The organism is Kitasatospora sp. NBC_01250, assembly GCF_036226465.1.
In the GTDB taxonomy this organism is placed as follows: domain Bacteria; phylum Actinomycetota; class Actinomycetes; order Streptomycetales; family Streptomycetaceae; genus Kitasatospora.
On sequence record NZ_CP108476.1, the window covers coordinates 1935320 to 1959036 of the forward strand.

A 23717-nucleotide genomic window follows, 5' to 3' on the forward strand; every position below is an offset into this window, starting at 1 on the left:
GGCAGCACGTCAGTCTATGCGGCGCGGCCGGGATCCCGAATCCCGCCTCCCGGATCCCGGAGCGCACTCACGCGTGACCCCGGACCCCGCTTCGGCGTTGGTCAAAAGAGATTGACCGTGAGTTTCACCGGGCCGGCGCGAGGCCCCATCATTTGCACGGAAGGTGGCCTGAGCACGATGGCCGAGCAGATCAACCACGACACCCGGGCACGGGCGAGCCTGCACCTGCTGGTGCGCGACATCGAGCGGGTCCGCCGCCAGGTCGACGCCCTGCGTACCCTCACCGCCCAGTTGGGCAATGTCTACCGGCCCCGGCGCCCCAGCAGCTCGGGCGGTTTCGTGGTGTACGGGCGGGCGCCCGCGCCGACCGTACGGCTGGCCCAGGAGCTGCGCGAGAGCGTGGAGACCCTGGTGGCGGCGGCGGTGGAGTTCGACCGGGCGCTCGGCTTCTCCTGGGACTCGGTGGGCTCCGCCCTCGGGGTGACCAAGCAGGCGGTGCACCGCAGGTACGGGATGCGCCGCTCGGCGACCGAGCTGCTGGGCGCGGCGGCGGCCGGCGGCGTGCCCGGTGGCCCGGCGGCGCTGGGTGCCACGCTGCCGGCTCCGGCCGCACCGCGCGACGACCTGCGTGCGGAGGAGACGCCCGCCCCGCCGGCCCAGACCCCGGCCCCGGCCGGCGTCCCGCTCGCCCGCTCCGTCCCGGCGGCGCGCCAGGGCGGTCTCGACCGGCCCGGCATCCCGCTGCGCGGCTGACCTTCCGCGCGACGCCCTCTGAGCGGCACCATCTGACGCCCCGTCACCGCATCCCGCCGCACGCCCGAGCCCCAGTGCGCAGGAAGTCGGCCTCCCCGACTTCCTGCACCCAGGGTCGGCCCTGCTCCGGGCAGCGAGCCCGACCTCACCCGATGTCGGTCGGATCGATCCGCACCTTCACCGGCTCCGCCCCCCGCAACGCGACCCGCGCGATCTGCGCCGCCTTCAGCGCCGCGGTCAGTGCCCCGCCCTGCCCCGGGCGCACCCGCAGCAGGGCACGCTCCTGCTCCTGACCGCGCAGCGGCGGCAGCGGCACCGGGCCGAGCAGGTCCGCCCCCTCGGGCAGCCGGGTGAGCCCGAGCAGATCGGCCACCGCGGCGGGCGTCCCGGTGACCGACGCCATCCGGGAGACCGGCGGGAAGCCCAGCTGCGCCCGCTCCGCCAGCTCCAGGTCCGCGTGCCCGGCCGGGTCCCAGCGCACCAGCGCCTGCACCGGCCGCGCGGTGGGCTCGGCCACCACGACCACCTGGCCGCCCTCGGTGGCCGGCCGCACCAGCGCGGCCGCCGCCAGCCACAGCCGCAGCGTCTCCTCCCCGGAGCGCAGGTCGGGCCGGCTGAGCAGGGCCCACCCGTCCAGCAGCAGCGCGGCGGCGTACCCACCGCCCTCGGCCACCGGCTCGGCCCCGGGCGTGGAGATCACCAGCGCCGGCTCGGCCGACACCCCGGCCAGCACCGCGTCCCGGCCCGAGGTCCGCACCGGGATCCCCGGGAAGGCCTTGCCCAGCTCCTCGGCCGTCCGCCGGGCGCCCACCACCTGCGCGCGCAGCCGGAACGAGCCGCACTCCTCGCAGTGCCAGTCCAGCGCGGCGACCCCGCACCAGGCGCACTGCAGCGCCTCCCCGGCGCCGACGGCCTCCAACGGCCCGGCGCAGTGCGTGCAGCGGGCCGGGGTGCGGCAGCGCCCACAGGCCAGCCGCGGCACGTAGCCGCGGCGCGGCACCTGGACGAGCACCGGGCCGCTGCGCAGCGCCTCGCGCGCCGCCTGCCAGGCCACCGAGGGCAGCCGGGCGACCTGCGCGGCGGCGTCCCTGGCCTGGTCGGCCTCGCCGACGGTGCGCACCCGCGGCGCGACCTCGCGCACCACCGCGCGGTCGGCGGCCAGCGGACGGGCCCAGCCCGTGCGCAGCAGCTGTGCGCTCTCCACCGTCATCGCGAGCCCCCCGACCAGCACGGCGGCCCCCTCCTCGGCAGCGCGCAGCAGCGCGACCTCGCGCACGTGCGGATGGGGTGCCCGCGGGTCGCTGTGGCTGCTGTCGCCGTCCGACCAGACCACCAGCAGGCCCAGGTCGTGCACGGGCGCGAAGACCGTGGCCCGGGTGCCGAGCACCGCGCGCACCGAACCCCTGCTGACGGCGAGCCAGTTGCGGTAGCGGTCCTTGGGGCCGAGGTCGGCGGTGAGCACCGCGTGGTGCCCGGAGCCGCCGAGCAGCTCGGTGAGCGCCGCATCCACCCGGGCCACCGCCCGCCCGTCGGGCAGCACCACCAGGGCGCCGCGCCCGCCGGCCAGCGTGGCGGCCACCGCCAGCGCGATCTCCTGCGGCCAGCTCGGTCCGGGCAGCGCCGTCCAGACCGCGCGCGGGGTGTGCCCGGCGGTCAGCGCGCTCAGGAACTCGGGCCCCTGCGGATAGCGCTGCCAGCTGCCGGCGGCCGGCGCGGCGGGCGCCGGCAGCGGGGCCGGCGAGGGCTGCGCCTCGGCCTTGGCGTGCCGCGGCGGCACGGCCAGCTGCAGCACGTCGGCCAGGGTGCCGGCGTAGCGGTCGGCGATGGTGCGGCTGAGCTTCAGCAGGGCCGGGGTCAGCACCCGCTCGGCGGAGAGCACTTGGGCCAGCGGGGCGAGCGGGCCGCGGTAGTCGCTGCTCGCCAGCCGGGCCACGATGAAACCGTCGTGCAGCTCGCCGCCCTCGCGGCGGCCCGCGGCGCTGACCCGGGCGCCGAACCGGACCCGGACCCGCACGCCCGGCTGGGCGGCTTCGGCCATCGCGACCGGCACCGCGTAGTCGAAGAACTGGTCGAGGTGGAGCAGGCCCTTGTCGACCACCACCCGGGCCACCGGCAGCTCCTCGGCCAGGTGCGCGCCGTGCCAGGTGCGCGGCTTGGCCCGGCGCACCGTCTCACGGATCAGCGCCAGCTGCTCCGGCGGCCCGCCCGGGGGCGTGTCGTCGCTGCTCATGGGCTCGCCGGCCCCCTTTCCCGTGCCGCCACCGTGGATCACCCGGGTCCAGTGGTACCACGTGACACGGACAGACCGCGGCGGCGGCGCCCACCCTGGGGATGGACGCCGCCGCCGCGGTCGACGCGAAGGGCCCGCTGGCCCCGCGCGGTGCTGGGGATCAGGCCCCGACAGCCGCCTTCAGCTGCTCGGCGCGGTCGGTGCGCTCCCAGGTGAAGTCCGGCAGCTCGCGGCCGAAGTGGCCGTAGGCGGCGGTCTGGGAGTAGATGGGCCGCAGCAGGTCCAGGTCGCGGATGATGGCGGCCGGACGCAGGTCGAAGACCCGGGTGACGGCTTCCTGGATCTTCAGGACCGGGGCGGTCTCGGTGCCGAAGGTCTCCACGAACAGGCCCACCGGCTCGGCCTTGCCGATCGCGTACGCGACCTGCACCTCGGCGCGGCGGGCCAGGCCCGCGGCGACGATGTTCTTGGCGACCCAGCGCATCGCGTAGGCGGCCGAGCGGTCGACCTTGGACGGGTCCTTGCCGGAGAAGGCACCGCCACCGTGGCGGGCCATGCCGCCGTAGGTGTCGATGATGATCTTGCGGCCGGTCAGACCGGCGTCGCCCATCGGGCCGCCGATCTCGAAGCGACCGGTCGGGTTGACCAGCAGGCGGTAGTTCGAGGTGTCGATGTCCACACCCGCCAGCACCGGCTCGACCACGAACTCGCGGATGTCGGGCGCGAGCAGCGAGTCCAGGTCGATGTCACTGGCGTGCTGGGTGGAGACCACCACGGTGTCGACCCGCACAGCCTTGTCGCCGTCGTACTCGATGGTGACCTGGGTCTTGCCGTCGGGGCGCAGGTAGGGGATGGTCCCGTTCTTGCGCACCTCGGTCAGCCGGCGCGACAGGCGGTGCGCCAGGGTGATCGGGAGCGGCATCAGCTCAGGGGTGTCGTCGCACGCGTACCCGAACATCAGGCCCTGGTCGCCGGCGCCCTGCCGGTCCAGCTCGTCGTCCTCGCCGTCGACCCGGTGCTCGTGGGCGGTGTCGACGCCCTGCGCGATGTCCGGGGACTGCGAGCCGATCGAGACCGAGACGCCGCAGGAGGCGCCGTCGAAGCCCTTCTTCGAGCTGTCGTACCCGATCTCCAGGATCTTCTCGCGCACCAGCTGCGCGATCGGCGCGTACGCCTTGGTGGTGACCTCGCCGGCCACGTGCACCTGGCCGGTGGTGATCAGCGTCTCGACGGCGACCCGGGAGGTCGGGTCGTCCTTGAGCAGGGCGTCGAGAATGGTGTCGCTGATCTGGTCAGCGATCTTGTCGGGGTGTCCCTCGGTCACGGACTCCGAGGTGAACAGGCGGCGAGACACAGCGCTCCCTGGGGTTGCAGCGGCTGCTGACTGAATGCCCCCGATCGAAGGGCATCCGGAAAGACTTGATTCCTGGAGTGTAACGGTCGGCTATCGACCTTCGACACTCCTTTCGCCGATTCACGGACGCTGCGTCTCACGTGGTGGGCAGACCAACCATCGGCCCACAGCCCGCCCGACCAGCGGACCAACCGTCTCCGCGGTCGAACACGTGCGCCAGATCACGTCGGCCGGGCCGGCCCCGCTCAGGACTGCCCGGCGCCGTCCAGCCGGGCCGCGACCAGATCCCAGACCGCGTCGGCCAGATCCTCCTTCGGCCCTGGTGCGACCGGGTGTTCGGAGCCGTCGGCAGCCAGCACCACGGCCTCGTTGGTGTCGGTCCCGAAGCCCTTGGCCTCGCCGACCTCGTTCACCACCAGCAGGTCGCAGCCCTTGCGGGCGAGCTTGGCCCGGCCGTTGGCGAGCACCTGGTCGGTCTCCGCGGCGAAGCCCACCACCAACTGACCCGGGCGGGCCCGGTGGCCGGACAGTTCCGCCAGGATGTCCGGATTGCGGACAAGGGCGACGGGCGCGGGCTCCACGCCGCCCCGCTTCTTGATCTTCGCCGCCGCGTACTCGGCCGGCCGGAAGTCGGCCACGGCCGCGGCCATCACCACCACGTCGGCCTCGGCCGCCGCCTTCACCGCCGCCTCGCGCAGCTCCAGCGCGGTGGTGACCTTGACCACATCGACCCCGGCCGGGTCCGGCAGCCCGACGTTGGCGGACAGCAGCGTCACCCGGGCACCGCGCGCCGCGGCGGTGGTGGCCAGCGCGTAGCCCTGCTTCCCGGAGGAGCGGTTGCCCAGGTAGCGCACCGGGTCCAGCGGCTCGCGGGTGCCGCCGGCCGAGACCACCACATGGCGGCCCGCCAGGTCGGGCGCCGCCGCACCGCGGGCCAGCACCCGGCGGCAGGCGGCGAAGATCGCGTCGGGGTCGGGCAGCCGGCCCTTGCCGGTGTCCGCCCCGGTCAGCCGGCCCACCGCCGGGTCCAGCACGATCGCACCGCGCCGCCGCAGGGTGGCCACGTTCTCCTGGGTGGCCGGGTGCTCCCACATCTCGGTGTGCATCGCCGGGGCGAAGACCACCGGGCAGCGCGCCGTCAGCAGGGTGTTGGTGAGCAGGTCGTCGGCCAGCCCGTGGGCGGCCTTGGCCAGCAGGTCGGCGGTGGCCGGCGCCACCACGACCAGGTCGGCCTGCTGCCCGATCCGCACGTGCGGGACCTCGTGCACCCGGTCCCAGGTCTCGGTGGCGGCGGGCCGCCCGGACAGCGCCGCCCAGGTCGCCTCGCCCACGAAGTGCAGCGCCGCCGCGGTGGGCACCACGGTGACCTGGTGACCGGACTCGCTGAAACGCCGCAGCAGCTCGCACGCCTTGTAGGCGGCGATGCCACCGCTCACACCGAGGACCACCCGGGGCTGGCTCATGGGACTCCATTCGCTCAAAAGATGCGCGTTCACCTTAGTAGGGTCCGCCGGGGGTCCGCGATCAGCGCACGCAGAAGGGCCCGCCGGACGAATCCGGCGGGCCCTTCCACACGTCGCATCAGGCGGCGTCGACGGCCTCCGCGGTGAGCATGCCCGCGTTGATCTCGCGCAGCGCGATCGACAGCGGCTTCTCGTGCACGTGGGTGTCGACCAGCGGGCCGACGTACTCCAGCAGACCCTCGCCGAGCTGCGAGTAGTAGGCGTTGATCTGACGGGCACGCTTGGCCGCGTAGATCACCAGGCTGTACTTGGAGTCCGTGGCCTCAAGCAGCTCGTCGATCGGCGGGTTGATGATGCCCTCGGGCGCGGTCATGGAAGAGGACACGCGAAAACCTTCCGAAAGGGTGGAAAAAACAGAACGCCTGATGTCGATTCCCCGGTCACGGATCACTGTGAACCGCTAGCAGAGAAGATCGGATCAGTCTACACCGAGCAAGGCTAGCAGCTCGGTCGCCACCTGCTCGACCGAGGTGTTCACCAGCGTGGTGTCGAACTCCGGCTCGGCGGCCAGTTCGACCTTGGCGGCGGCCAGCCGCTCGTCGATCACCGCCTGGGGCTCGGTGCCCCGACCGGTGAGCCGGCGGACCAGCTCCTCCCAGCTCGGCGGAGCCAGGAAGACCAGCTGTGCCTCCGGCATCGACTCGCGCACCTGGCGGGCGCCCTGCAGGTCGATCTCCAGCAGCACCGGCTCGCCGCGCTCCAGCTTGGCCTCGACGGCCGCACGCGGGGTGCCGTACTTGTTGCCGGCGAAGACGGCCCACTCCAGCAGTTCGCCGTTCGCGACCATCTTGTCGAACTCGTCGCTGTCGACGAAGTGGTAATGGACCCCGTCCTTCTCGCCGGGCCGCGGGTGCCGGGTGGTCGCCGACACCGAGAGCCAGACCTCGGGGTGCTGTTGCCTCATATGAGCGACGACCGTGCTCTTGCCGACCCCCGAAGGGCCGGAGAGCACGGTCAGCCGCGGACGTTCACTCATGCACCGATTATCCCGGATCCTGGACGGACCCGGGACCACCCGGTGCCGAACCGGCGCGCGTCAGGACGACGTGGCGCCGAACTCCCGCTCCAGCGCGGAGATCTGGTTCGTACCAAGACCACGGACCCGGCGGCTCTCACTGATGCCGAGACGCTCCATGATCTGCTTGGCGCGGACCTTGCCGACGCCCGGAAGGCTCTCCAGCAGTGCGGAGACCTTCATCTTGCCGATGACATCGTTGTCCTCTTTGCCGGACTTGATGACCTCGTGCAGGGAGGCTCCCGAGTGCTTGAGCCGGTTCTTCACCTCAGCGCGCTCCTTGCGAGCCTCGGCGGCCTTGGCCAGCGCGGCGGAGCGCTGTTCAGGGGTAAGGGGCGGAAGAGCCACGCCGTTCACCTCAGGGTCTGGAAGGAAATGAAGTGCTAGGACATTGGTCGAACCAGGCGCCTGCCACAGCCCGTTCGGACTACGACCGCAGTGGAACCTAGCCGCTCTGACCTGCGAGAGCAACGAGAATCGCACCACCGAGGGCACCTACCGCCGGACACTACCCGCATTGCGCGCCCACGTCAGGAAAAGAAGCCGAAAAGTCCTGGTCAGCACAGGTAGGCCAGGACTTTTCGGGAGAAAACGGCCCGGTTTGGGCCCTCCTCGTCAAGCGAGTGTGACAGCCCTCACATCGTCGACGAAGCGCTGCGCGGCCTCCCGCAGGGCCGTCACGGACGGTCCGTGCTTGAGTACGTCGCGACTCACGCTCGGCACTACGTCGGGTACGGACGCACCGAAGACCCGCGGCAGGTCGGCCATCGTCGCGCCCTGGGCGCCGATCCCGGGAGCCAGCAGCGGCCCGTTGATGGCCAGTTCCACTCCCGCGTCGGCCAGCGTGGCGCCGACCACCGCACCGAAGGAGCCGAGCGGCTCGGCGCCGGCGTTCTCCGCGGCCAGGTGCCGCAGCACCTGCTGGGCGACGCTGACGTTGTTCGGCGCCATCGCGCGCTGCACCTCGAAGCCCTCGGGGTTGGAGGTCAGCGCGAGCGCGAAGATGCCGCAGCCGTGCTCGCGGGCCAGGTCGAGCGCCGGGCGCAGCGAGCCGAAGCCGAGGTAGGGGCTGACGGTGAGGGCGTCGGAGAACAGCGGGCTGTCGGGCAGCAGGAAGGCCTCGGCGTAGGCGGCCATGGTGGAGCCGATGTCGCCGCGCTTGGCGTCCATCACCACCAGCGCGCCGGCCGCCCGGGCCTCGGCCACGGTCCGCTCCAGGACGGCGACGCCCTTGCTGCCGAACCGCTCGAAGAAGGCGGCCTGCGGCTTGAGCACGGCCACCCGGTCGGCGAGCGCCTCGACCACGGTGCGGCTGAAGGTCGTCAGGCCCGCCAGGTCGTCGCCCAGTCCCCAGGCGGAGAGCAGGGCGGCGTGCGGGTCGATGCCCACGCAGAGCTGGCCGCGGTCGTCCATGGCGTGGCGCAGCCGGGCGCCGAAGGGAGCGAGGGTCATGAGGGCCTTTCGGTGGAAGAGGGCCGGCGGGGCGGGCCCGCGGGCGAGGAGGGGCGGTGGGCGTACCCCACCGCGTCGGTGTACTTGGCGAAGCCGCGCGTCGCCAGTTCGGCGCGCAGCTCGGCGAGGATGCGCTGGGGAGCGGCCGGATCCTGGAAGAGCGCGGTCCCCACGGCCACCCCGCTGGCGCCGGCCAGGGTGAACTCGAGGGCGTCGCGCCCGCTGCGGATCCCGCCCATGCCCAGGATCGGCACCTGCGGGATCCGGCCGGCCAGCATCGCGGCGTGCACCTGGTAGACGCAGCGCACGGCGATCGGCCGCAGCGCGGGCCCGGAGAGGCCGCCGGTGCCGCCGGCCAGCGCGGGGCGCAGCGTGTCCAGGTCGACGGCCAGGCCGAGCGAGGTGTTGATCATCGACAGGCCGTCGGCCCCGGCCTGCACACAGGCCGCCGCGATCTCGGTGATCGAGGTGACGTCGGGCGAGAGCTTGGCATAGACCGGCAGCTCGGCGTCGGTGATTTTCCGCACCGCGCGCACCACGTCGTACGAGGTGGCGGGGTTGCGGGCGAAGACCAGCCCGCGGTCGGCCACGTTGGGGCAGGAGATGTTGAGTTCGAGGCCGACCACCCCGGGCTGCCCGTTCAGGCGCTCGGCGGTCTCGGTGAACTCCTCCAGCCGCTCCCCCGCGATCGACACCAGCACCCGGGCGCCGCGCTCGGCCAGCCAGGGCAGCTCGTGGCGCACGAAGTGCTCGATCCCCGCGCCCTGCAGGCCGATCGCGTTGAGCATGCCGGAGGGCGTCTCGGCCAGCCGCGGGGTGGCCTGCCCGGAGCGCGGGTAGGGCATGATCGTCTTGGTGGTCACGGTGCCCAGCGCGTCCAGCGGGACGAACCGGGCCAGCTCCCGCCCGTACCCGGCGCAACCGGAGGCGGTGCTGAGCGGGTTGGGCAGCGTGCGGCTGCCCAGTGGTGCGCTGAGGTCGACGTCCTCGGGGTCGACCTCGGTAGCCGTGAACCGTGCCGTCATCGCAGCCCTCCTCCCATCGCGGCGGCGCCCTCCAGGTCGTCGGGGACGCTGCCGATGTCCGCCCAGCGCACCCGGGCCCCGTCGAAGACCGGTCCCTCGGTGCAGGAGCGGACGAACCGGCTGCGCCCGTCCTCGCCGACCACCGGCAGCACGCAGGTCATGCAGATGCCCGTCCCGCAGGCCATTGCCTCCTCGACCGCGGTGTGCACCCGCACCTCGTGGGCGACGGCGATCTCGCTGACGGCCCGCAGCATCGCCATCGGGCCGCAGGCGTAGACCACGGTGGCCCCGATCGCCCGGATCGCCTCGGCCAGCGGGTCGGTGACCCGCCCGGCCAGCCCCGTCGAGCCGTCCTCGGTGAGCAGCAGGACGTCCTGGGTGAGTGCGCGGGCCTGGTCGGCGCCGTAGAGCCCCCCGGTGCCGGCCGCGCCGAGGACGAAGCCGATCCGCCCGCCGCGCCGCCGGATCTCGGCGCCCAGTGCGAACAGCGGTGCGCTGCCGTAGCCGCCGGCCACCAGCAGGGCACTGACGGGCTGCTCGGGCAGCGGGAACGGCGTGCCGAGCGGGGCGATCAGGTCGAGCCGCTCGCCCACCCGGGCGCCGGCCAGCTCCCGGCTGCCGGCCGCCTTCGGGGCGATCACCAGCTCGATCGTGCCGGCCTGCGGGTCGGCCCGGTGGATCGCGAAGGGCCGGCGCAGCACCAGGGCCGAGCCGGGCCCGCCCACCGCCAGGGTGGCGAAGTGGCCGGGCCGCACCCGTTGCGGCACCCCTGGGGCGTGCAGCACCAGGCGGTGGTACGCCCCTTCGGGATGGTTGGCGAGCACCTCGGCCCGCAGCTGCAGGGGGTTGGCCATGGACAGGCCCCTTTCGACCGCTCTGGCTGCTTCTGGGTTGGCTGGCTCCCGGAACTCTCCCAAACCAGGCTGTCGGCTGTCACATCCCCCCGATTTATGACATACCGTCAGATGATCACACTGTCGGTCGGGGCTGCCGGGCCGGGCTGCCGGATCAGGCCGCCGAACCCACGGCCTCCGCCAGGCTCCCGAAGCCCGCGCGGCGCAACCGCAGGCTCAGGCCCTTGTGCACCCGGCGCATCCAGAACGGCCCCTCGTAGATGAAGGCGCTGTAGCCCTGCACCAGGTCGGCCCCGGCGATGATCCGCTGCCAGGCGTCCTCGGCGGTCTCGATCCCGCCGACCGAGACCAGCGTGAGCCGCCCGTCGGTCCGCTTGCGCAGCCGCCGCAGCACCTCCAGCGAGCGCTCCTTCAGCGGCGCCCCGGAGAGCCCGCCCATCCCGATCTCCTCGATCCGGGCGGCCGGCTCGCGCAGCCCCTCGCGGCCGATCGTGGTGTTGGTGGCGATGATGCCGTCCAGGCCCAGCTCGAGCGCCAGGTCGGCGACCGCGTCCACGTCCTCGTCGGCCAGGTCGGGCGCGATCTTCACCAGCAGCGGCACGTGGTGCGGGGTGGACCGGTCGGCGGCCTCGCGCACGGCGCTCAGCAGCGGGCCCAGGTGCGAGACGGCCTGCAGGTTGCGCAGCCCCGGGGTGTTCGGCGAGGAGACGTTGACCACCAGGTAGTCCGCGTACTTGGCCAGGCGCTCGGTGCTCTTGACGTAGTCGGCCACCGCGTCGGCCTCCTCGACCACCTTGGTCTTGCCGATGTTGACGCCGACCACCGGCGAGAGCGAGCCGCGCTGGCGCTGCGCCAGGCGGGCCGCGATCCGGGCCGAGCCCTGGTTGTTGAAGCCCATCCGGTTGATCAGCGCACGGTCGTCCACCAGGCGGAACAGCCGCGGCGCCGGGTTGCCGGGCTGCGGCTCACCGGTGACCGTGCCGATCTCCACGTAGTCGAAGCCGAGCATCGCCAGACCGTCGATGCCCACCGCGTTCTTGTCGAACCCGGCGCCCAGGCCGAACGGGCCCGGCAGGTCCAGGCCGAGCGCGGTGGTGCGCAGCGCCTTGTCGCGCGGGGCCAGCACCAGGGCGACCAGCTGCCGCAGGCCCGGCACCGAGGCGGCCAGCCGGATCCAGAAGAACGCCAGGTGGTGGGCCTTCTCGGGGTCCATCTTCCGGAAGACCAGATTGAACAGCAGCTTGTACACAGGGGGCTCCTCGCATGGCTGTGGGGGGCACCGAGGCACGGTGCCCCCCACACAGGATCGTCCTACTGGCGGGCGGAGTTGATCATCGCCGCGTGCTCCTGCAGCGACATCACCCCGACGTCGCCACGGGTCAGGGCGTCGATGCCCTGCACGGCCGCGCCCATCGCCTGCACGGTGGTCAGGCAGGGCACCCCGCGGGAGACGGCCGCGGTGCGGATCTCGTAGCCGTCCAGTCGGCCGCCGGTGCCGTACGGGGTGTTGATGATCAGGTCGACCTCGCCGTCGTGGATCAGCTGCACGATGGTCCGCTCGCCGTTCGGGCCCTCGCCCTCGCTGTGCTTGCGCACCAGGGTGGAGGGGATCCCGCCGCGCTGCAGCACCTCGGCGGTGCCGGCGGTGGCGAGCACCTCGAAGCCCAGCTCGACCAGCGCCCGGGCCGGGAAGACCAGGTTGCGCTTGTCGCGGTTGGCCACCGAGACGAAGACCTTGCCCTTGGTCGGCAGCGCGCCGTACGCACCGGCCTGGGCCTTGGCGTACGCGGTGCCGAAGACCTTGTCGATGCCCATGACCTCACCGGTCGAACGCATCTCCGGGCCGAGCACGGTGTCCACGCCGCGGCCGTGGATGTCGCGGAAGCGGCTCCACGGCATCACGGCCTCCTTGACCGAGATCGGGCAGTCGGCCGGCAGCGTGCCGCCGTCGCCCTCGGCCGGCAGCAGGCCCTCGGCGCGCAGCTCGGCGATGGTGGCGCCGAGCGAGATCCGGGCCGCCGCCTTGGCCAGCGGCACGGCGGTCGCCTTGGAGGTGAACGGCACGGTCCGCGAGGCGCGCGGGTTGGCCTCCAGCACGTAGAGGATGTCCCCGGAGAGCGCGAACTGGATGTTGATCAGACCGCGCACCCCGACGCCCTTGGCGATCGCCTCGGTGGAGGTGCGCAGCCGCTTGATGTCGTGGCCGCCCAGCGTGATCGGCGGCAGCGCGCAGGCCGAGTCGCCGGAGTGGATGCCGGCCTCCTCGATGTGCTCCATCACGCCGCCGAGGTAGAGCTCGGTGCCGTCGTAGAGCGCGTCGACGTCGATCTCCACCGCGTCGTCGAGGAAGCGGTCGATCAGCACCGGGTGCTCGGAGATCAGACCGGCGTGCCGCTCCAGGTAGGAGGCGAGCGAGGGCTCGTCGTAGACGATCTCCATGCCGCGCCCGCCGAGCACGTAGGAGGGGCGGGCCAGCACCGGGTAGCCGATCTCGTCGGCGATGGCCTTGGCCTCCTCGAAGGAGAAGGCGGTGCCGTGCTTGGGCGCCGGCAGGCCGGCGTCCCGCAGCACCCGGCCGAAGGCGCCGCGCTCCTCGGCAAGGTCGATCGCCTCGGGCTGGGTGCCCACGATCGGCACGCCGTTGTCCTTCAGCGCCTGCGCCAGGCCCAGCGGGGTCTGGCCGCCGAGCTGCACGATCACACCCGCCAGCGGACCGGCCTGCTGCTCGGCGTGGACGATCTCCAGCACGTCCTCCAGGGTGAGCGGCTCGAAGTAGAGCCGGTCGGAGGTGTCGTAGTCGGTGGAGACGGTCTCCGGGTTGCAGTTGACCATGACGGTCTCGTAGCCGGCGTCCGCGAGCGCGAAGGAGGCGTGCACGCAGGAGTAGTCGAACTCGATGCCCTGACCGATCCGGTTCGGGCCCGAGCCCAGGATGATCACCGCGGGCTTGGTGCGCGGGGCGACCTCGCTCTCCTCGTCGTAGGAGGAGTAGAAGTACGGGGTCCTGGCGGCGAACTCGGCGGCGCAGGTGTCGACCGTCTTGAAGACCGGACGGATGCCGAGCGCGTGCCGCACCTCGCGGACCACGTCCGGCTTCAGGCCGCGGATCTCACCGACCTGCTGGTCGGAGAAGCCGTGCCGCTTGGCATGGCGCAGCAGCTCGGCGTCGAGCTTGTCGCTCTCGGCCAGCTCGACGGCGATCTCGTTGAGCAGGAAGAGCTGGTCGACGAACCACGGGTCGATCCGGGTCGCCTCGAAGACCTCCTGCTGGGTGGCGCCGGCCCGGATCGCCTGCATCACGGTGTTGATCCGGCCGTCGGTGGGCACCTGCGCCTTGGTCAGCAGCTCCGCCTTGTCGCCCACCTCGCCGACCCAGGTGAACTGCGAGCCCTTCTTCTCCAGCGAGCGCAGCGCCTTGTTGAGCGCCTCGGGGAAGTTGCGGCCCAGCGCCATCGCCTCGCCGACCGACTTCATGGTGGTGGTCAGCGTGGCGTCCGCGCTCGGGAACTTCTCGAAGGCGAAGCGCGGGACCTTGACCACCACGTAGTCGAGGGACGGCTCGAAGGAGGCCGGGGTCTCCTCGGTGATGTCGTTGGGGATCTCGTCCAGCGTGTAGCCGACGGCGAGCTTGGCGGCGATCTTGGCGATCGGGAAGCCGGTCGCCTTGGAGGCCAGCGCCGAGGAGCGGGAGACCCGGGGGTTCATCTCGATCACGATGATGCGGCCGTCGACCGGGTTGATCGCGAACTGGATGTTGCAGCCACCGGTGTCGACGCCGACCTCGCGGATGATCGCGATGCCGATGTCACGCAGCGTCTGGTACTCGCGGTCGGTGAGCGTCATGGCCGGCGCGACCGTGATCGAGTCGCCGGTGTGCACGCCCATCGGGTCGAAGTTCTCGATCGAGCAGACCACCACGACGTTGTCGTTGCGGTCGCGCATCAGCTCGAGCTCGTACTCCTTCCAGCCGAGGATGGACTCCTCCAGGAGCACCTCGGTGGTCGGCGACAGCGCCAGGCCCTGGCCGGCGATCCGGCGCAGGTCCTCCTCGTCGTGCGCGAAGCCGGAGCCGGCGCCGCCCATGGTGAAGGAGGGGCGGACCACGACGGGGTAGCCGCCGAGCGTCTCGACGCCCGCCAGCACGTCCTCCATCGAGTGGCAGATCACCGAGCGGGCCGACTCGCCGTGGCCGATCTTGGCGTTGACGGCCTCCACCACGCCCTTGAAGAGCTGGCGGTCCTCGCCCTTGTGGATCGCCTCGACGTTGGCGCCGATCAGCTCGACGTCGTACTTGGCCAGCGTGCCGTTCTCGTGCAGCGAGATGGCGGTGTTCAGCGCGGTCTGCCCGCCCAGCGTGGGCAGGAGCACGTCGGGGCGCTCCTTGGCGATGATCCGCTCGACGAAGTCGGGGGTGATCGGCTCGACGTAGGTGGCGTCGGCGATCTCCGGGTCGGTCATGATCGTGGCCGGGTTGGAGTTCACCAGCACGACCCGCAGGCCCTCGGCCCGCAGCACCCGGCAGGCCTGGGTGCCGGAGTAGTCGAACTCGGCCGCCTGGCCGATGACGATCGGGCCGGAGCCGATGACCAGGACGGACTTGATGTCAGTGCGCTTCGGCACGGGTCAGCTCCCTGCGGTGGTGCGGGTCGGGGCAGCGGCGATCAGCTCGACGAAGCGGTCGAACAGGTAGGCGGCGTCGTGCGGGCCTGCCGCCGCCTCGGGGTGGTACTGCACGCTGAAGGCGGGCGTGTCCAGGCACTGCAGGCCCTCCACCACGTCGTCGTTGAGACAGACGTGGGAGACCTCGGCGCGCCCGAACGGGGTGTCGCTCACCTGGTCCAGCGGGGCCTGGACGGCGAAGCCGTGGTTGTGCGCGGTGACCTCGACCTTGCCGGTGGTGCGGTCCTGCACCGGCTGGTTGATGCCGCGGTGGCCGTACTTGAGCTTGTAGGTCCCGAAGCCCAGCGCGCGGCCCAGGATCTGGTTGCCGAAGCAGATGCCGAAGAACGGGGTCCGGCGGCTCAGCACCTCGCGCAGCACCGCGACCTGGTGGTCGGCGGTGGCCGGGTCGCCGGGGCCGTTGGAGAAGAAGACGCCGTCGGGCTGCACGGCGTAGATGTCCTCGGCCGTCGCGTTCGCGGGCAGCACGTGCACCTCGATGCCGCGCTCGGCCATCCGCTGCGGGGTCATCGCCTTGATGCCGAGGTCGACCGCGGCCACGGTGAACTTCTTCTCACCGATCGCCGGGACGATGTACGGCTCGTTGGTGGCCACCTCGGCGCACAGGTCGGCGCCCTTCATCTCCGGCGCCCGGAGCACCCGGCTCAGCAGCTCGGCCGGCTCGGCCAGCGCCGGTCCGGAGAAGATGCCCACCCGCATCGCCCCGCGCTCGCGCAGGTGGCGGGTGAGGGCGCGGGTGTCGATCCCGCTGATGCCGACCACGCCCTGCTCGATCAGCTCGGCGTCCAGCGAGCGCTGCGAGCGCCAGTTGGACGGGACCCGGGCGGGGTCGCGCACGACGTAACCGGCCACCCAGATCCGCTTGGACTCGGGGTCCTCGTCGTTGACGCCGGTGTTGCCGATCTGCGGGGCGGTCATCACGACCACCTGGCGGTGGTAGGAGGGGTCGGTGAGGGTCTCCTGGTAGCCGGACATGCCGGTGTTGAAGACGGCCTCGCCGAAGGTCTCGCCGATCGCGCCGTACGCCTGGCCGCGGAAGGTGCGACCGTCCTCCAGCACCAGCACGGCGGGCACGCGGTCGCGCCAGGGGCGCGGCGCGGTGGGGGCAGGTGCGGTCATGGTGTTACGCCTTCCGTCTTCGTCGTACCGGCCGGGGCCGGCTGTGTTGCGAGTTGTGCGATCGCGGTGACCCAGGCCGCGTGGTCGTCCGGGTGGTCCAGCCGGAAGCCGGATTCCAGCTCGGTGCCGGTCTCCCCGCCGGGGCCGGCCAGCCGCCAGCCGACCACCAGCAGGCCGGCCGGGACCACCTTGCCGGCGATGCCGGAGTCGGTCCGGGCGCCGGTCAGGTCCCCGGCGGCCAGCCAGAGGTCCGCCTGGCCCGGGCGGCGGACCAGCAGGCCGCGCTCGGTGAGGGTCAGGTCGGCCAGGCTGCGGGCGCCCAGGCCGTGCGCCACGACCCGTTCCAGCCAGCTCCCGGCGATGGTGCTGCCGTGGTACCGGCCGCTGCTCTCCAGGATGGCCGTGCCGGTCTCGGCCGGCACGGCGGGAAGCGCCGCCAGGTCGGACTGCAGGGTGCGCCGCCAGTTCCAGCCCTGGCGCATCAGCCAGTAGACGACCGCGATCACGATCAGCAGGCCGACCGACCAGCCGATGTAATTCGGCCAGTCGTGCACCTTGGCCTTCTCCATGGCCAGCAGGGCGGGCACGGCGCTCATGCGAGCTCGCCCTGCTCGACCAGCTCGCCGGCCAGCACGGTGGCCACCCCGCGCAGGAAGGTGGCGTGCACCCGGCCGGGCAGGTCGAGCCCGCGGTAGGGGGTGTTGCGGCTGCGGGAGGCGAAGCTGTCCGGATTCACGCTGCCACGGTACGCGGGATCGAACAGCACCAGGTTGGCCGGCTCACCGACCGAGACGGGCCGTCCGTGCCCGCTGAGACGGCCGATCCGGGCGGGGCGGTGCGACATCCGGTCCGCGACGCCCTCCCAGGTCAGCATGCCGGTGTCGACCATCGCCTGCTGGACCACCGAGAGCGCGGTCTCCAGGCCCACCATGCCCATCGCGGCGGCGGCCCACTCGCAGTCCTTGTCCTCCGCGGGGTGCGGGGCGTGGTCGGTGGCGACCGCGTCGATGGTGCCGTCGGCCAGCGCGGTGCGCAGCGCCTGCACGTCCTCGGCGGTGCGCAGCGGCGGGTTGACCTTGTAGACCGGGTCGTAGCTGCGCACCAGCTCGTCGGTGAGCAGCAGGTGGTGCGGGGTCACCTCGGCGGTGACGTTCCAGCCCTTGGCCTTGGCCCAGCGGATGATCTCCACCGAGCCCGCCGTGGAGACGTGGCAGACGTGCAGCCGCGAGCCGACATGCGCGGCGAGCAGCACGTCGCGGGCGATGATCGCCTCCTCGGCCACCGCCGGCCAGCCGCCGAGCCCGAGCTCGCCGGAGACCTGGCCCTCGTTCATCTGGGCGCCCTCGGTGAGCCGCGGCTCCTGGGCGTGCTGGGCGACGACGCCGTCGAAGGCCTTCACGTACTCCAGCGCGCGGCGCATGATCACCGCGTCGTCCACGCACTTGCCGTCGTCGGAGAAGACCCGCACACCGGCGGCCGAGTCGTGCATCGCGCCCAGCTCGGCGAGCTTCTTGCCCTCCAGGCCCACGGTGACGGCGCCCACCGGCTGCACGTCGCAGTAGCCGGAGGCCCGGCCGAGCCGCCAGACCTGCTCGACCACGCCCGCGGTGTCGGCCACCGGGAAGGTGTTGGCCATCGCGTGCACGGCCGTGTAGCCGCCCATGGCCGCGGCCTGGGTGCCGGTCAGCACGGTCTCCGCGTCCTCGCGGCCCGGCTCGCGCAGGTGGGTGTGCAGGTCGACCAGGCCCGGCAGGGCGATCAGGCCGTGCGCGTCGATGTCGACGTCGGCCTCGGCGCTCAGGCCGGTGCCGATCTCGCTGATCACACCGTCGGTGATGAGGATGTCCTGCGCGGGGCCGCCGAGGATCTGGGCGTTGCGAATCAGGTAGCTGGTCACTGGGCGGCCTCACTGGTTTCGGTGCGGGGGGCGTCGGTGGGACCGTCGTTGAAGACGGCCCCGCCAAGCAGCAGGTACAGGACGGCCATCCGGATCGAGACGCCGTTGGCGACCTGTTCGACGGCGGTGCAGCGCGGGGAGTCGGCCACCTCGGCGGTGATCTCCATCCCGCGCACCATCGGCCCGGGGTGCATGACGACGGCGTGCTCGGGCAGCTTGGCCATCCGCTGGCCGTTCATCCCGTAGCGGCGCGCGTACTCGCGCTCGGTGGGGAAGAACGCGGCGTTCATCCGCTCGCGCTGGACGCGCAGCATCATCAGCGCGTCGGTCTTGGCGAGCGCGGCGTCCAGGTCGTAGCTGACCTCGCAGGGCCAGTTCGGGATGCCGATCGGCAGCAGGGTGGGCGGGGCCACGAAGGTGACCTGCGCGCCGAGCGTCTGCAGCAGCAGCACGTTGGAGCGGGCCACCCGGCTGTGCAGCACGTCGCCGACGATGGTGATCCGCCGGCCGCTCAGGTCGTTGCCCAGGCCAGGGTTGAGGTGGCGGCGCATGGTGAGCGCGTCCAGCAGGGCCTGGGTGGGGTGCTCGTGGGTCCCGTCGCCGGCGTTGATCACGCTGCCGTGCAGCCAGTCGGACTGGGCCAGCCGGGCCGGCGCACCGGAGGCGTGGTGCCGGATGACGACGGCGTCGGCGCCCATCGCCTGCAGGGTCAGCGCGGTGTCCTTGAGGCTCTCGCCCTTGGAGACCGAGGAGCCCTTGGCGGCGAAGTTGATGACGTCGGCGCTCAGCCGCTTCTCGGCGACCTCGAAGGAGGTCTTGGTGCGGGTGGAGTCCTCGAAGAAGAGGTTGACGACGGTGCGACCGCGCAGCGTGGGGAGCTTCTTGACGGCCCGTCCGGAGAGCTGGGCCAGCTCCTCGGCGGTGTCCAGGATCAGCAGCGCGTCGTCGCGGCTGAGATCGGCGGCGGAGACGAGGTGGCGCTTCACGGGACCATTACTCCGAAATCTGGGGGTCCGGGCGGTTCGGGGTGGCGAGTGCCTGCGAGCTGCGGGCGGCGTAGTCGCGGTCGCCGACCAGGACGGCGTCCTGCCCGTCGGCGTCGGCGAGCTGGACCTGGACCGCCTCGCGCAGCGAGGTCGGCAGGTTCTTGCCCACGTAGTCGGCGCGGATCGGCAGCTCGCGGTGGCCGCGGTCGACCAGGACGGCCAGCTGCACGGCCCGGGGGCGGCCGATGTCGCCCAGCGCGTCGAGCGCGGCGCGCACCGTGCGGCCGGAGAAGAGCACGTCGTCGACGAGGATCACCAGGCGGCCGTCGATACCGCCGGCCGGGATCTCGGTGTGCTCCAGCGCCCGGGCGGGCTTGAGCCGCAGGTCGTCGCGGTACATGGTGATGTCCAGCGTGCCGAGCGGGATCTCGCGCCCGGTGATCTGGATCAGCTTGGCGTGCAACCGGCGGGCGAGGTGGACACCGCGGGTGTGGATGCCGAGCAGGACGACGTCCTCGGCGCCCTTCGCGCGCTCCACGATCTCGTGCGCGATCCGGGTGATCACCCGGGAGATGTCGGCGCCGTCCAGCACCTGGTGCGGCGGACGCGGAATGTCTGTCTGTGATGTGGTCATGCCGAAGCGGACCTCCTTCCCCGCCTCACGGGACGGGTCTTAAAGGATGTCGGGAGTGGCCGCCGGGTCGCACCCGGAGCCTTGGCCATGCTACCAGGGCGATCATGGGCCGCCCGCCATCCGTCGTGTCGTGTTCACGCAGAGGTAGCAGACCATTCGCACGACTGCCCCATTCGGCTTGACGCAGCTACCTTACTCTACGTAACCTCACAGTGAGTTACGGAACAGACGTCGAACCCACCGGTAGGACGCTCTTTGGGACGCGGGATCACCCCCACTCCCCCGTGACCGTCATGATCAGGAAATTCTCGTCCGGGGAGAACAATGTCCAGCGACTACGCGAAGCAGCTCGGAGGAAAACTCCGCGCTATCCGCACTCAGCAGGGTCTCTCCCTGCACGGTGTCGAGGAGAAGTCCCAGGGACGCTGGAAGGCGGTCGTCGTCGGCTCCTACGAGCGTGGCGACCGTGCTGTGACGGTGCAGCGGCTGGCCGAACTGGCCGAGTTCTACGGTGTCCCGGTGCAGGAGCTGCTGCCCGGCGGCACGCCGGGCGGTGCGGCCGAGCCGCCGCCGCGCCTGGTGCTGGACCTGGAGAGACTGACCCAGGTCCCCTCCGAGAAGGCCGGCCCGCTGCAGCGCTACGCGGCCACCATCCAGTCCCAGCGCGGGGACTACAACGGCAAGGTGCTCTCGATCCGCCAGGACGACCTGCGCACGCTGGCCGTGATCTACGACCAGTCGCCGTCCATCCTCACCGAGCAGCTGATCAGCTGGGGTGTGCTCAACTCGGACGCTCGTCGCGCGGTGCGCGACGAGGACGCGAGCTGAGCGCGGGAACACCCTCGCAAGCTGCAGAAACGTCACGGCGCGGTCCCCGGGGGGACCGCGCCGTCGGCGTGTCCGGCCGCCGTGACGGGCCGGACCGGCCCGTCAGGTGCCAGACCCGCCCCTGGGCCGCTCAGGCCCGCCCGCGGGGCGCACGGGCCAGCTGGCGCGACTGCGCCACCAGGCGGTCGGCCGAGTCCCAGATCTCGCAGTCCTCCTCGAAGTAGCCGCCGGCCAGGTTGCGGGTGGCGTGGCTGACCCGCAGCCAGCCCGCGGCCGGCACCGCCCGCAGGTGGACGGTCAGTTCGACGGTCGGCGCCCAGCCGGGCAGCCCCAGGTCGAAGGTGACCGGCGGCAGCGCGTCGGCCACCAGCAGCAGCGCCAGCGGGTCGGGTTCGCGCCCGTCGGCGAGCCGGAACCAGCCCTGGATCCGGCCCGCCCCGGCCGGCTGCCCCAGCGCCCAGCCGACGGTGGCCGGGTCCAGCCGCAGGTCGAAGCGCTCCAGCAGGGCGGCCTGCTCCAGCAGCGCCGGGGGCGCGTGCTCCATGCCCACGCACTGCTCCACCGGCGGCAGTTGCGGGGGCACGGCCGAGGTGTGCACCTCACCGGTGAGCGCGGCCAGCTCGCCGTAGCTGGCCAGCACTCTCAGCTTCTCGACCGGCGTGCCGTCCGCGCCGTCCTGGTAGAGCGAAGCGGTGGCGGTGGAGAGCGAACGGCCGCGGCGCACCGTCGAGGTCAGCGCCGTCAGCGGGCCGGGGTGCGAGGTCTCCAGGTAGTAGCCGCTGATCGACAGCGGGTCGGGGTGCTCGGGCAGCTCCTGGCGCAGCGCGTTGGCGGCCACCGCGAGCAGCAGCCCGCCGTTGACCCCACCGCCGATCTGCCAGCCGGCGCCCAGCTCACCGCGGTGGCGCCCCGGCGTGCCGGGGTCCGGTTCCAGGGCGATCGCCTGGTCGAACTCGCTGTCGGTCCGGGTCGCAGTCGTCATGGCGGAACGCCCTTCGCAATTGGCTACTGGTCAGTAACAACATACGCGCGATGGCCGCCGGACCAAAAGGTCCGACGGCCATCGAAGGGGCGGGAGGGCGATCGCTCAGTCGCGGCGGATCGTGCTCTTCAGCTGCATGAAACGGGCGAGCATGCCGTTCACGAAGGCCGGAGAGTCGTCCGTGGAGAACTCCTTGGCGATCTCCACCGCTTCGTCCAGGACGACCGCGTCCGGGACGCCGTCCTCCCAGATCAGCTCGTAGGCGCCGAGCCGCAGGACGTTGCGGTCCACGACCGGCATCCGGTCGAGCGTCCAGCCGACCGCGTAGGTCGAGATCAGCTCGTCGATCCGGCGGGCGTGCTGCACATAGCCCTCGACCAGCTGCATGGTGTACTCGCCGACCTGCGGCACACCCTCGTCGGGCTTGGGCTCGCGGGCGCGGGCAACCCAGCTCGCGAGCACCGACAGCGGGTCGACGCCCCGGCCGTCGGCCTCGAAGAGGATCTGGAAGGCGTGCGTGCGCGCCTTGGTGCGTGCTGACGCCACGGTTACTTGTTCACCCGGCCGAGGTAGCTGCCGTCACGGGTGTCGACCTTGATCTTCTCACCGGTGGTGATGAAGAGCGGGACGGCGATCTCGGCGCCGGTCTCCAGCTTGGCGGGCTTGGTGCCACCGGTGGAGCGGTCGCCCTGCAGGCCGGGCTCGGTCTCCTCGATGACCAGCTCGACGGAGGCCGGGAGCTCGATGTACAGCGGGGCGCCGTTGTAGACCGCCACCAGGGCCTCGAAGCCCTCCAGCAGGTACTTGGCCGCGTCGCCGACGACCTCCTTGCCGATGAACAGCTGGTCGTAGGTGTCCATGTCCATGAACACGAACTGCTCGCCGTCCTTGTACGAGAACTGCATGCCGCGCTTGTCGACGTTCGCGGTCTCGACCTTGGTGCCCGCGTTGAACGTCTTGTCGACGACCTTGCCGCTCAGCACGTGCTTGAGCTTGGTGCGCACGAAGGCGGGGCCCTTGCCCGGCTTGACGTGCTGGAACTCGACGACGGACCAGAGCTGGTCGTTTTCGAGCTTGAGGACCATGCCGTTCTTGAGATCGTTCGTGGAAGCCACGGGCGCACTTACTCCTGATATAGCTGTCAAGGAACCAAGGGTGCGGGCCTGCCCCCACCGGGAGCGGTGGTCACAGGGCGAGGAGCTCCTTGGTGGTGATGGTGAGCAGCTCAGGTCCGCCCTCTTCGAGGGGGCGCACCACGAGCGTGTCCTCGATCCGGACTCCGCCGCGGCCCGGGAGGTGTACCCCTGGACCGACGGTGACCGGCACGCGGTTGTCCAGTTTACCCATCTCGGCGGGCCCCAGCTGCGGCGCCTCCCGGACTTCGAGGCCCACGCCGTGCCCGAACGGTTGCGGCCGCTCCTCCTGGTACCCGCCGGCCCGCAGCACCTCGCGCGCCGCACGGTCCGGCTCGCTGCCCGGCACCCCCGGGGCCAGCGCCTCGCGCCCGGCCCGCTGGGCCTCGAAGACCAGCCGGTGCAGCTCCACCTGCCAGGCCGCGGGGGCCGCGCCGATCACGAAGGTGCGGGTGGTGCAGACCGAGTAGCCGCGGTACTGGGCGCCGAGCGAGACGGTCAGGAAGTCGCCCTCCTCGACCCGGCGGTCGGTGGGCCGGTGGTCGGCCCGCCCGGAGTGGCTGCCGGTGCCCACCGAGACCGGGTAGCCCGCCCGGTCCGCGCCGTGGTCGATCATCCGGCGCTCCAGCTCCATCGCCAGGTGGCGCTCGGTGCGGCCGACCAGGATCGACTCCAGCAGCTCGCCGAGCGCCTGGTCGCCGATCTCGGCGGCGATCCGCAGTCCGGCCAGCTCCTGCTCGTCCTTGACCACCCGCAGCCGCTCGACCGCGCGCTTGACGTCGGCCAGCCGCACCCCCGGGGCCGACTCGGCGATCGTGCGGTGCCGGCTGACGGTCAGGTCGTGCTCCTCCACCACGAGCTCCGCCACGCCGAAGCGGGCGGCCGCCGCGGCGGCGGCCGCCGTGGTGTCCTGGCCCGCGGCGGCGGCCAGCCGCGGCAGACCGGACTCGTCGGGCCGCTCGCCGCTGTCGTCGGGCGGCAGATCGGCGGGCAGCACCAGCAGTGCGCGCTCCCGGGTCAGCAACAGGGCCGCGCCGCACGGCGGGCAGCCGGTCAGGTACTGGACGTTGGCGGGCTTGCTGATCAGCGCCGCGTCCGCCCCACTGGCGCTGCAGTACTCGCTGAGCCGCTCCCGGCGGGCCGCGTGCGCATCGGACATGTCTGGAAGCCTAGGGAGGCCGTCCCCGGCGCGCCTGTTCTACTGGGCCGTTCCACGCGGGCCGGGCGCCGCGCCCGGACGGCGTGCCGCGGC

Annotated in this window: 22 protein-coding genes; 2 read left to right on the plus strand and 20 right to left on the minus strand. The window is 72.4% G+C overall.

Going from position 1 to position 23717, the window contains the following annotated elements; all coding sequences use genetic code 11:
- Window positions 1-177 precede the first annotated feature (177 nt).
- The gene (locus OG500_RS07745) at window positions 178-753 is read left to right on the plus strand and encodes a hypothetical protein (RefSeq protein ID WP_327065669.1); all 576 of its coding nucleotides are present in this window, start codon (window positions 178-180) and stop codon (window positions 751-753) included.
- 145 nt (window positions 754-898) lie between these two features.
- Here the strand turns inward: OG500_RS07745 and OG500_RS07750 are convergent, their stop codons facing one another.
- The 16 genes from OG500_RS07750 to pyrR all read right to left on the minus strand — a co-directional run bounded on the left by OG500_RS07750 (window position 899) and on the right by pyrR (window position 19522).
- Window positions 899-2983, minus strand: coding sequence for a primosomal protein N' (locus OG500_RS07750; RefSeq protein ID WP_327065670.1), 2085 nt, complete (start codon window positions 2981-2983; stop codon window positions 899-901).
- A 160-nt stretch (window positions 2984-3143) separates the two neighbouring features.
- Window positions 3144-4337 (minus strand): methionine adenosyltransferase, encoded by a 1194-nt coding sequence (gene metK, locus OG500_RS07755; protein ID WP_327065671.1) that lies wholly within the window; start codon window positions 4335-4337, stop codon window positions 3144-3146.
- Window positions 4338-4582: 245 nt separating this feature from the next.
- A complete protein-coding gene (gene coaBC, locus OG500_RS07760; protein WP_329578053.1) occupies window positions 4583-5800 on the minus strand; it encodes a bifunctional phosphopantothenoylcysteine decarboxylase/phosphopantothenate--cysteine ligase CoaBC in 1218 nt (405 codons plus the stop codon).
- A 118-nt stretch (window positions 5801-5918) separates the two neighbouring features.
- Window positions 5919-6185, minus strand: coding sequence for a DNA-directed RNA polymerase subunit omega (gene rpoZ, locus OG500_RS07765; RefSeq protein WP_035840778.1), 267 nt, complete (start codon window positions 6183-6185; stop codon window positions 5919-5921).
- A gap of 93 nt (window positions 6186-6278) precedes the next feature.
- A complete protein-coding gene (gmk, locus tag OG500_RS07770; RefSeq protein ID WP_327065673.1) occupies window positions 6279-6836 on the minus strand; it encodes a guanylate kinase in 558 nt (185 codons plus the stop codon).
- A 60-nt stretch (window positions 6837-6896) separates the two neighbouring features.
- Window positions 6897-7223 (minus strand): integration host factor, actinobacterial type, encoded by a 327-nt coding sequence (gene mihF, locus OG500_RS07775; protein ID WP_327065674.1) that lies wholly within the window; start codon window positions 7221-7223, stop codon window positions 6897-6899.
- Window positions 7224-7490: 267 nt separating this feature from the next.
- Entirely contained in the window at window positions 7491-8327 is an 837-nt protein-coding gene (gene pyrF / locus OG500_RS07780; protein ID WP_329578057.1) for an orotidine-5'-phosphate decarboxylase, read from the minus strand.
- Entirely contained in the window at window positions 8324-9352 is a 1029-nt protein-coding gene (locus OG500_RS07785) for a dihydroorotate dehydrogenase (RefSeq protein ID WP_327065676.1), read from the minus strand. The genes pyrF and OG500_RS07785 overlap by 4 nt, the downstream gene beginning before the upstream one ends.
- A complete protein-coding gene (locus OG500_RS07790) occupies window positions 9349-10206 on the minus strand; it encodes a dihydroorotate dehydrogenase electron transfer subunit (RefSeq protein WP_329578060.1) in 858 nt (285 codons plus the stop codon). Before OG500_RS07790 ends, OG500_RS07785 begins: the two co-directional genes overlap by 4 nt.
- A gap of 154 nt (window positions 10207-10360) precedes the next feature.
- The gene (locus tag OG500_RS07795) at window positions 10361-11455 is read right to left on the minus strand and encodes a quinone-dependent dihydroorotate dehydrogenase (RefSeq protein WP_327065678.1); all 1095 of its coding nucleotides are present in this window, start codon (window positions 11453-11455) and stop codon (window positions 10361-10363) included.
- Window positions 11456-11517: 62 nt separating this feature from the next.
- Window positions 11518-14826, minus strand: coding sequence for a carbamoyl-phosphate synthase large subunit (gene carB / locus OG500_RS07800; RefSeq protein WP_329578063.1), 3309 nt, complete (start codon window positions 14824-14826; stop codon window positions 11518-11520).
- Between the two features lie 3 nt (window positions 14827-14829).
- Window positions 14830-16005 (minus strand): glutamine-hydrolyzing carbamoyl-phosphate synthase small subunit, encoded by a 1176-nt coding sequence (carA, locus tag OG500_RS07805; protein ID WP_327065680.1) that lies wholly within the window; start codon window positions 16003-16005, stop codon window positions 14830-14832.
- Window positions 16002-16601, minus strand: coding sequence for a PH-like domain-containing protein (locus tag OG500_RS07810; RefSeq protein WP_327065681.1), 600 nt, complete (start codon window positions 16599-16601; stop codon window positions 16002-16004). Before OG500_RS07810 ends, carA begins: the two co-directional genes overlap by 4 nt.
- Complete coding sequence (locus tag OG500_RS07815; RefSeq protein WP_327065682.1) at window positions 16598-17902, minus strand: dihydroorotase; 1305 nt, start codon at window positions 17900-17902, stop codon at window positions 16598-16600. The genes OG500_RS07810 and OG500_RS07815 overlap by 4 nt, the downstream gene beginning before the upstream one ends.
- Entirely contained in the window at window positions 17899-18888 is a 990-nt protein-coding gene (locus tag OG500_RS07820) for an aspartate carbamoyltransferase catalytic subunit (protein WP_329578068.1), read from the minus strand. Before OG500_RS07820 ends, OG500_RS07815 begins: the two co-directional genes overlap by 4 nt.
- Window positions 18889-18895: 7 nt before the next feature.
- Window positions 18896-19522 carry a bifunctional pyr operon transcriptional regulator/uracil phosphoribosyltransferase PyrR gene (pyrR, locus tag OG500_RS07825; protein WP_327065684.1) on the minus strand — a complete coding sequence of 209 codons (627 nt, stop codon included), beginning with the start codon at window positions 19520-19522 and terminating at the stop codon, window positions 18896-18898.
- 324 nt (window positions 19523-19846) lie between these two features.
- On the opposite strand from pyrR, the gene bldD reads away from it, so the two are divergent.
- Window positions 19847-20350: a transcriptional regulator BldD gene (bldD, locus tag OG500_RS07830; protein WP_327065685.1), complete on the plus strand. Its 504-nt coding sequence runs from the start codon at window positions 19847-19849 to the stop codon at window positions 20348-20350.
- A 130-nt stretch (window positions 20351-20480) separates the two neighbouring features.
- Here the strand turns inward: bldD and OG500_RS07835 are convergent, their stop codons facing one another.
- The 4 genes from OG500_RS07835 to OG500_RS07850 form a co-directional block, all read right to left on the minus strand.
- Window positions 20481-21332 (minus strand): thioesterase family protein, encoded by an 852-nt coding sequence (locus OG500_RS07835; protein ID WP_327065686.1) that lies wholly within the window; start codon window positions 21330-21332, stop codon window positions 20481-20483.
- 105 nt (window positions 21333-21437) lie between these two features.
- Window positions 21438-21878 (minus strand): transcription antitermination factor NusB, encoded by a 441-nt coding sequence (nusB, locus tag OG500_RS07840; protein ID WP_329578073.1) that lies wholly within the window; start codon window positions 21876-21878, stop codon window positions 21438-21440.
- Between the two features lie 2 nt (window positions 21879-21880).
- The gene (efp, locus tag OG500_RS07845) at window positions 21881-22447 is read right to left on the minus strand and encodes an elongation factor P (protein WP_327065687.1); all 567 of its coding nucleotides are present in this window, start codon (window positions 22445-22447) and stop codon (window positions 21881-21883) included.
- Between the two features lie 70 nt (window positions 22448-22517).
- Entirely contained in the window at window positions 22518-23624 is a 1107-nt protein-coding gene (locus tag OG500_RS07850) for a M24 family metallopeptidase (protein WP_327065688.1), read from the minus strand.
- Between the last annotated feature and the right edge of the window lie 93 nt (window positions 23625-23717).

Coding starts and splice junctions, on each gene's coding strand:
- OG500_RS07745 (WP_327065669.1), top strand. CDS start 178: ATGGCCGAGCAGATCAACCACGACACCCGGGCACGGGCGAGCCTGCAC.
- OG500_RS07750 (WP_327065670.1), bottom strand. CDS start 2,983: ATGAGCAGCGACGACACGCCCCCGGGCGGGCCGCCGGAGCAGCTGGCG.
- coaBC (WP_329578053.1), bottom strand. CDS start 5,800: ATGAGCCAGCCCCGGGTGGTCCTCGGTGTGAGCGGTGGCATCGCCGCC.
- gmk (WP_327065673.1), bottom strand. CDS start 6,836: ATGAGTGAACGTCCGCGGCTGACCGTGCTCTCCGGCCCTTCGGGGGTC.
- pyrF (WP_329578057.1), bottom strand. CDS start 8,327: ATGACCCTCGCTCCCTTCGGCGCCCGGCTGCGCCACGCCATGGACGAC.
- OG500_RS07785 (WP_327065676.1), bottom strand. CDS start 9,352: ATGACGGCACGGTTCACGGCTACCGAGGTCGACCCCGAGGACGTCGAC.
- OG500_RS07790 (WP_329578060.1), bottom strand. CDS start 10,206: ATGGCCAACCCCCTGCAGCTGCGGGCCGAGGTGCTCGCCAACCATCCC.
- carA (WP_327065680.1), bottom strand. CDS start 16,005: ATGACCGCACCTGCCCCCACCGCGCCGCGCCCCTGGCGCGACCGCGTG.
- OG500_RS07810 (WP_327065681.1), bottom strand. CDS start 16,601: ATGAGCGCCGTGCCCGCCCTGCTGGCCATGGAGAAGGCCAAGGTGCAC.
- pyrR (WP_327065684.1), bottom strand. CDS start 19,522: ATGACCACATCACAGACAGACATTCCGCGTCCGCCGCACCAGGTGCTG.
- bldD (WP_327065685.1), top strand. CDS start 19,847: ATGTCCAGCGACTACGCGAAGCAGCTCGGAGGAAAACTCCGCGCTATC.
- OG500_RS07835 (WP_327065686.1), bottom strand. CDS start 21,332: ATGACGACTGCGACCCGGACCGACAGCGAGTTCGACCAGGCGATCGCC.
- OG500_RS07850 (WP_327065688.1), bottom strand. CDS start 23,624: ATGTCCGATGCGCACGCGGCCCGCCGGGAGCGGCTCAGCGAGTACTGC.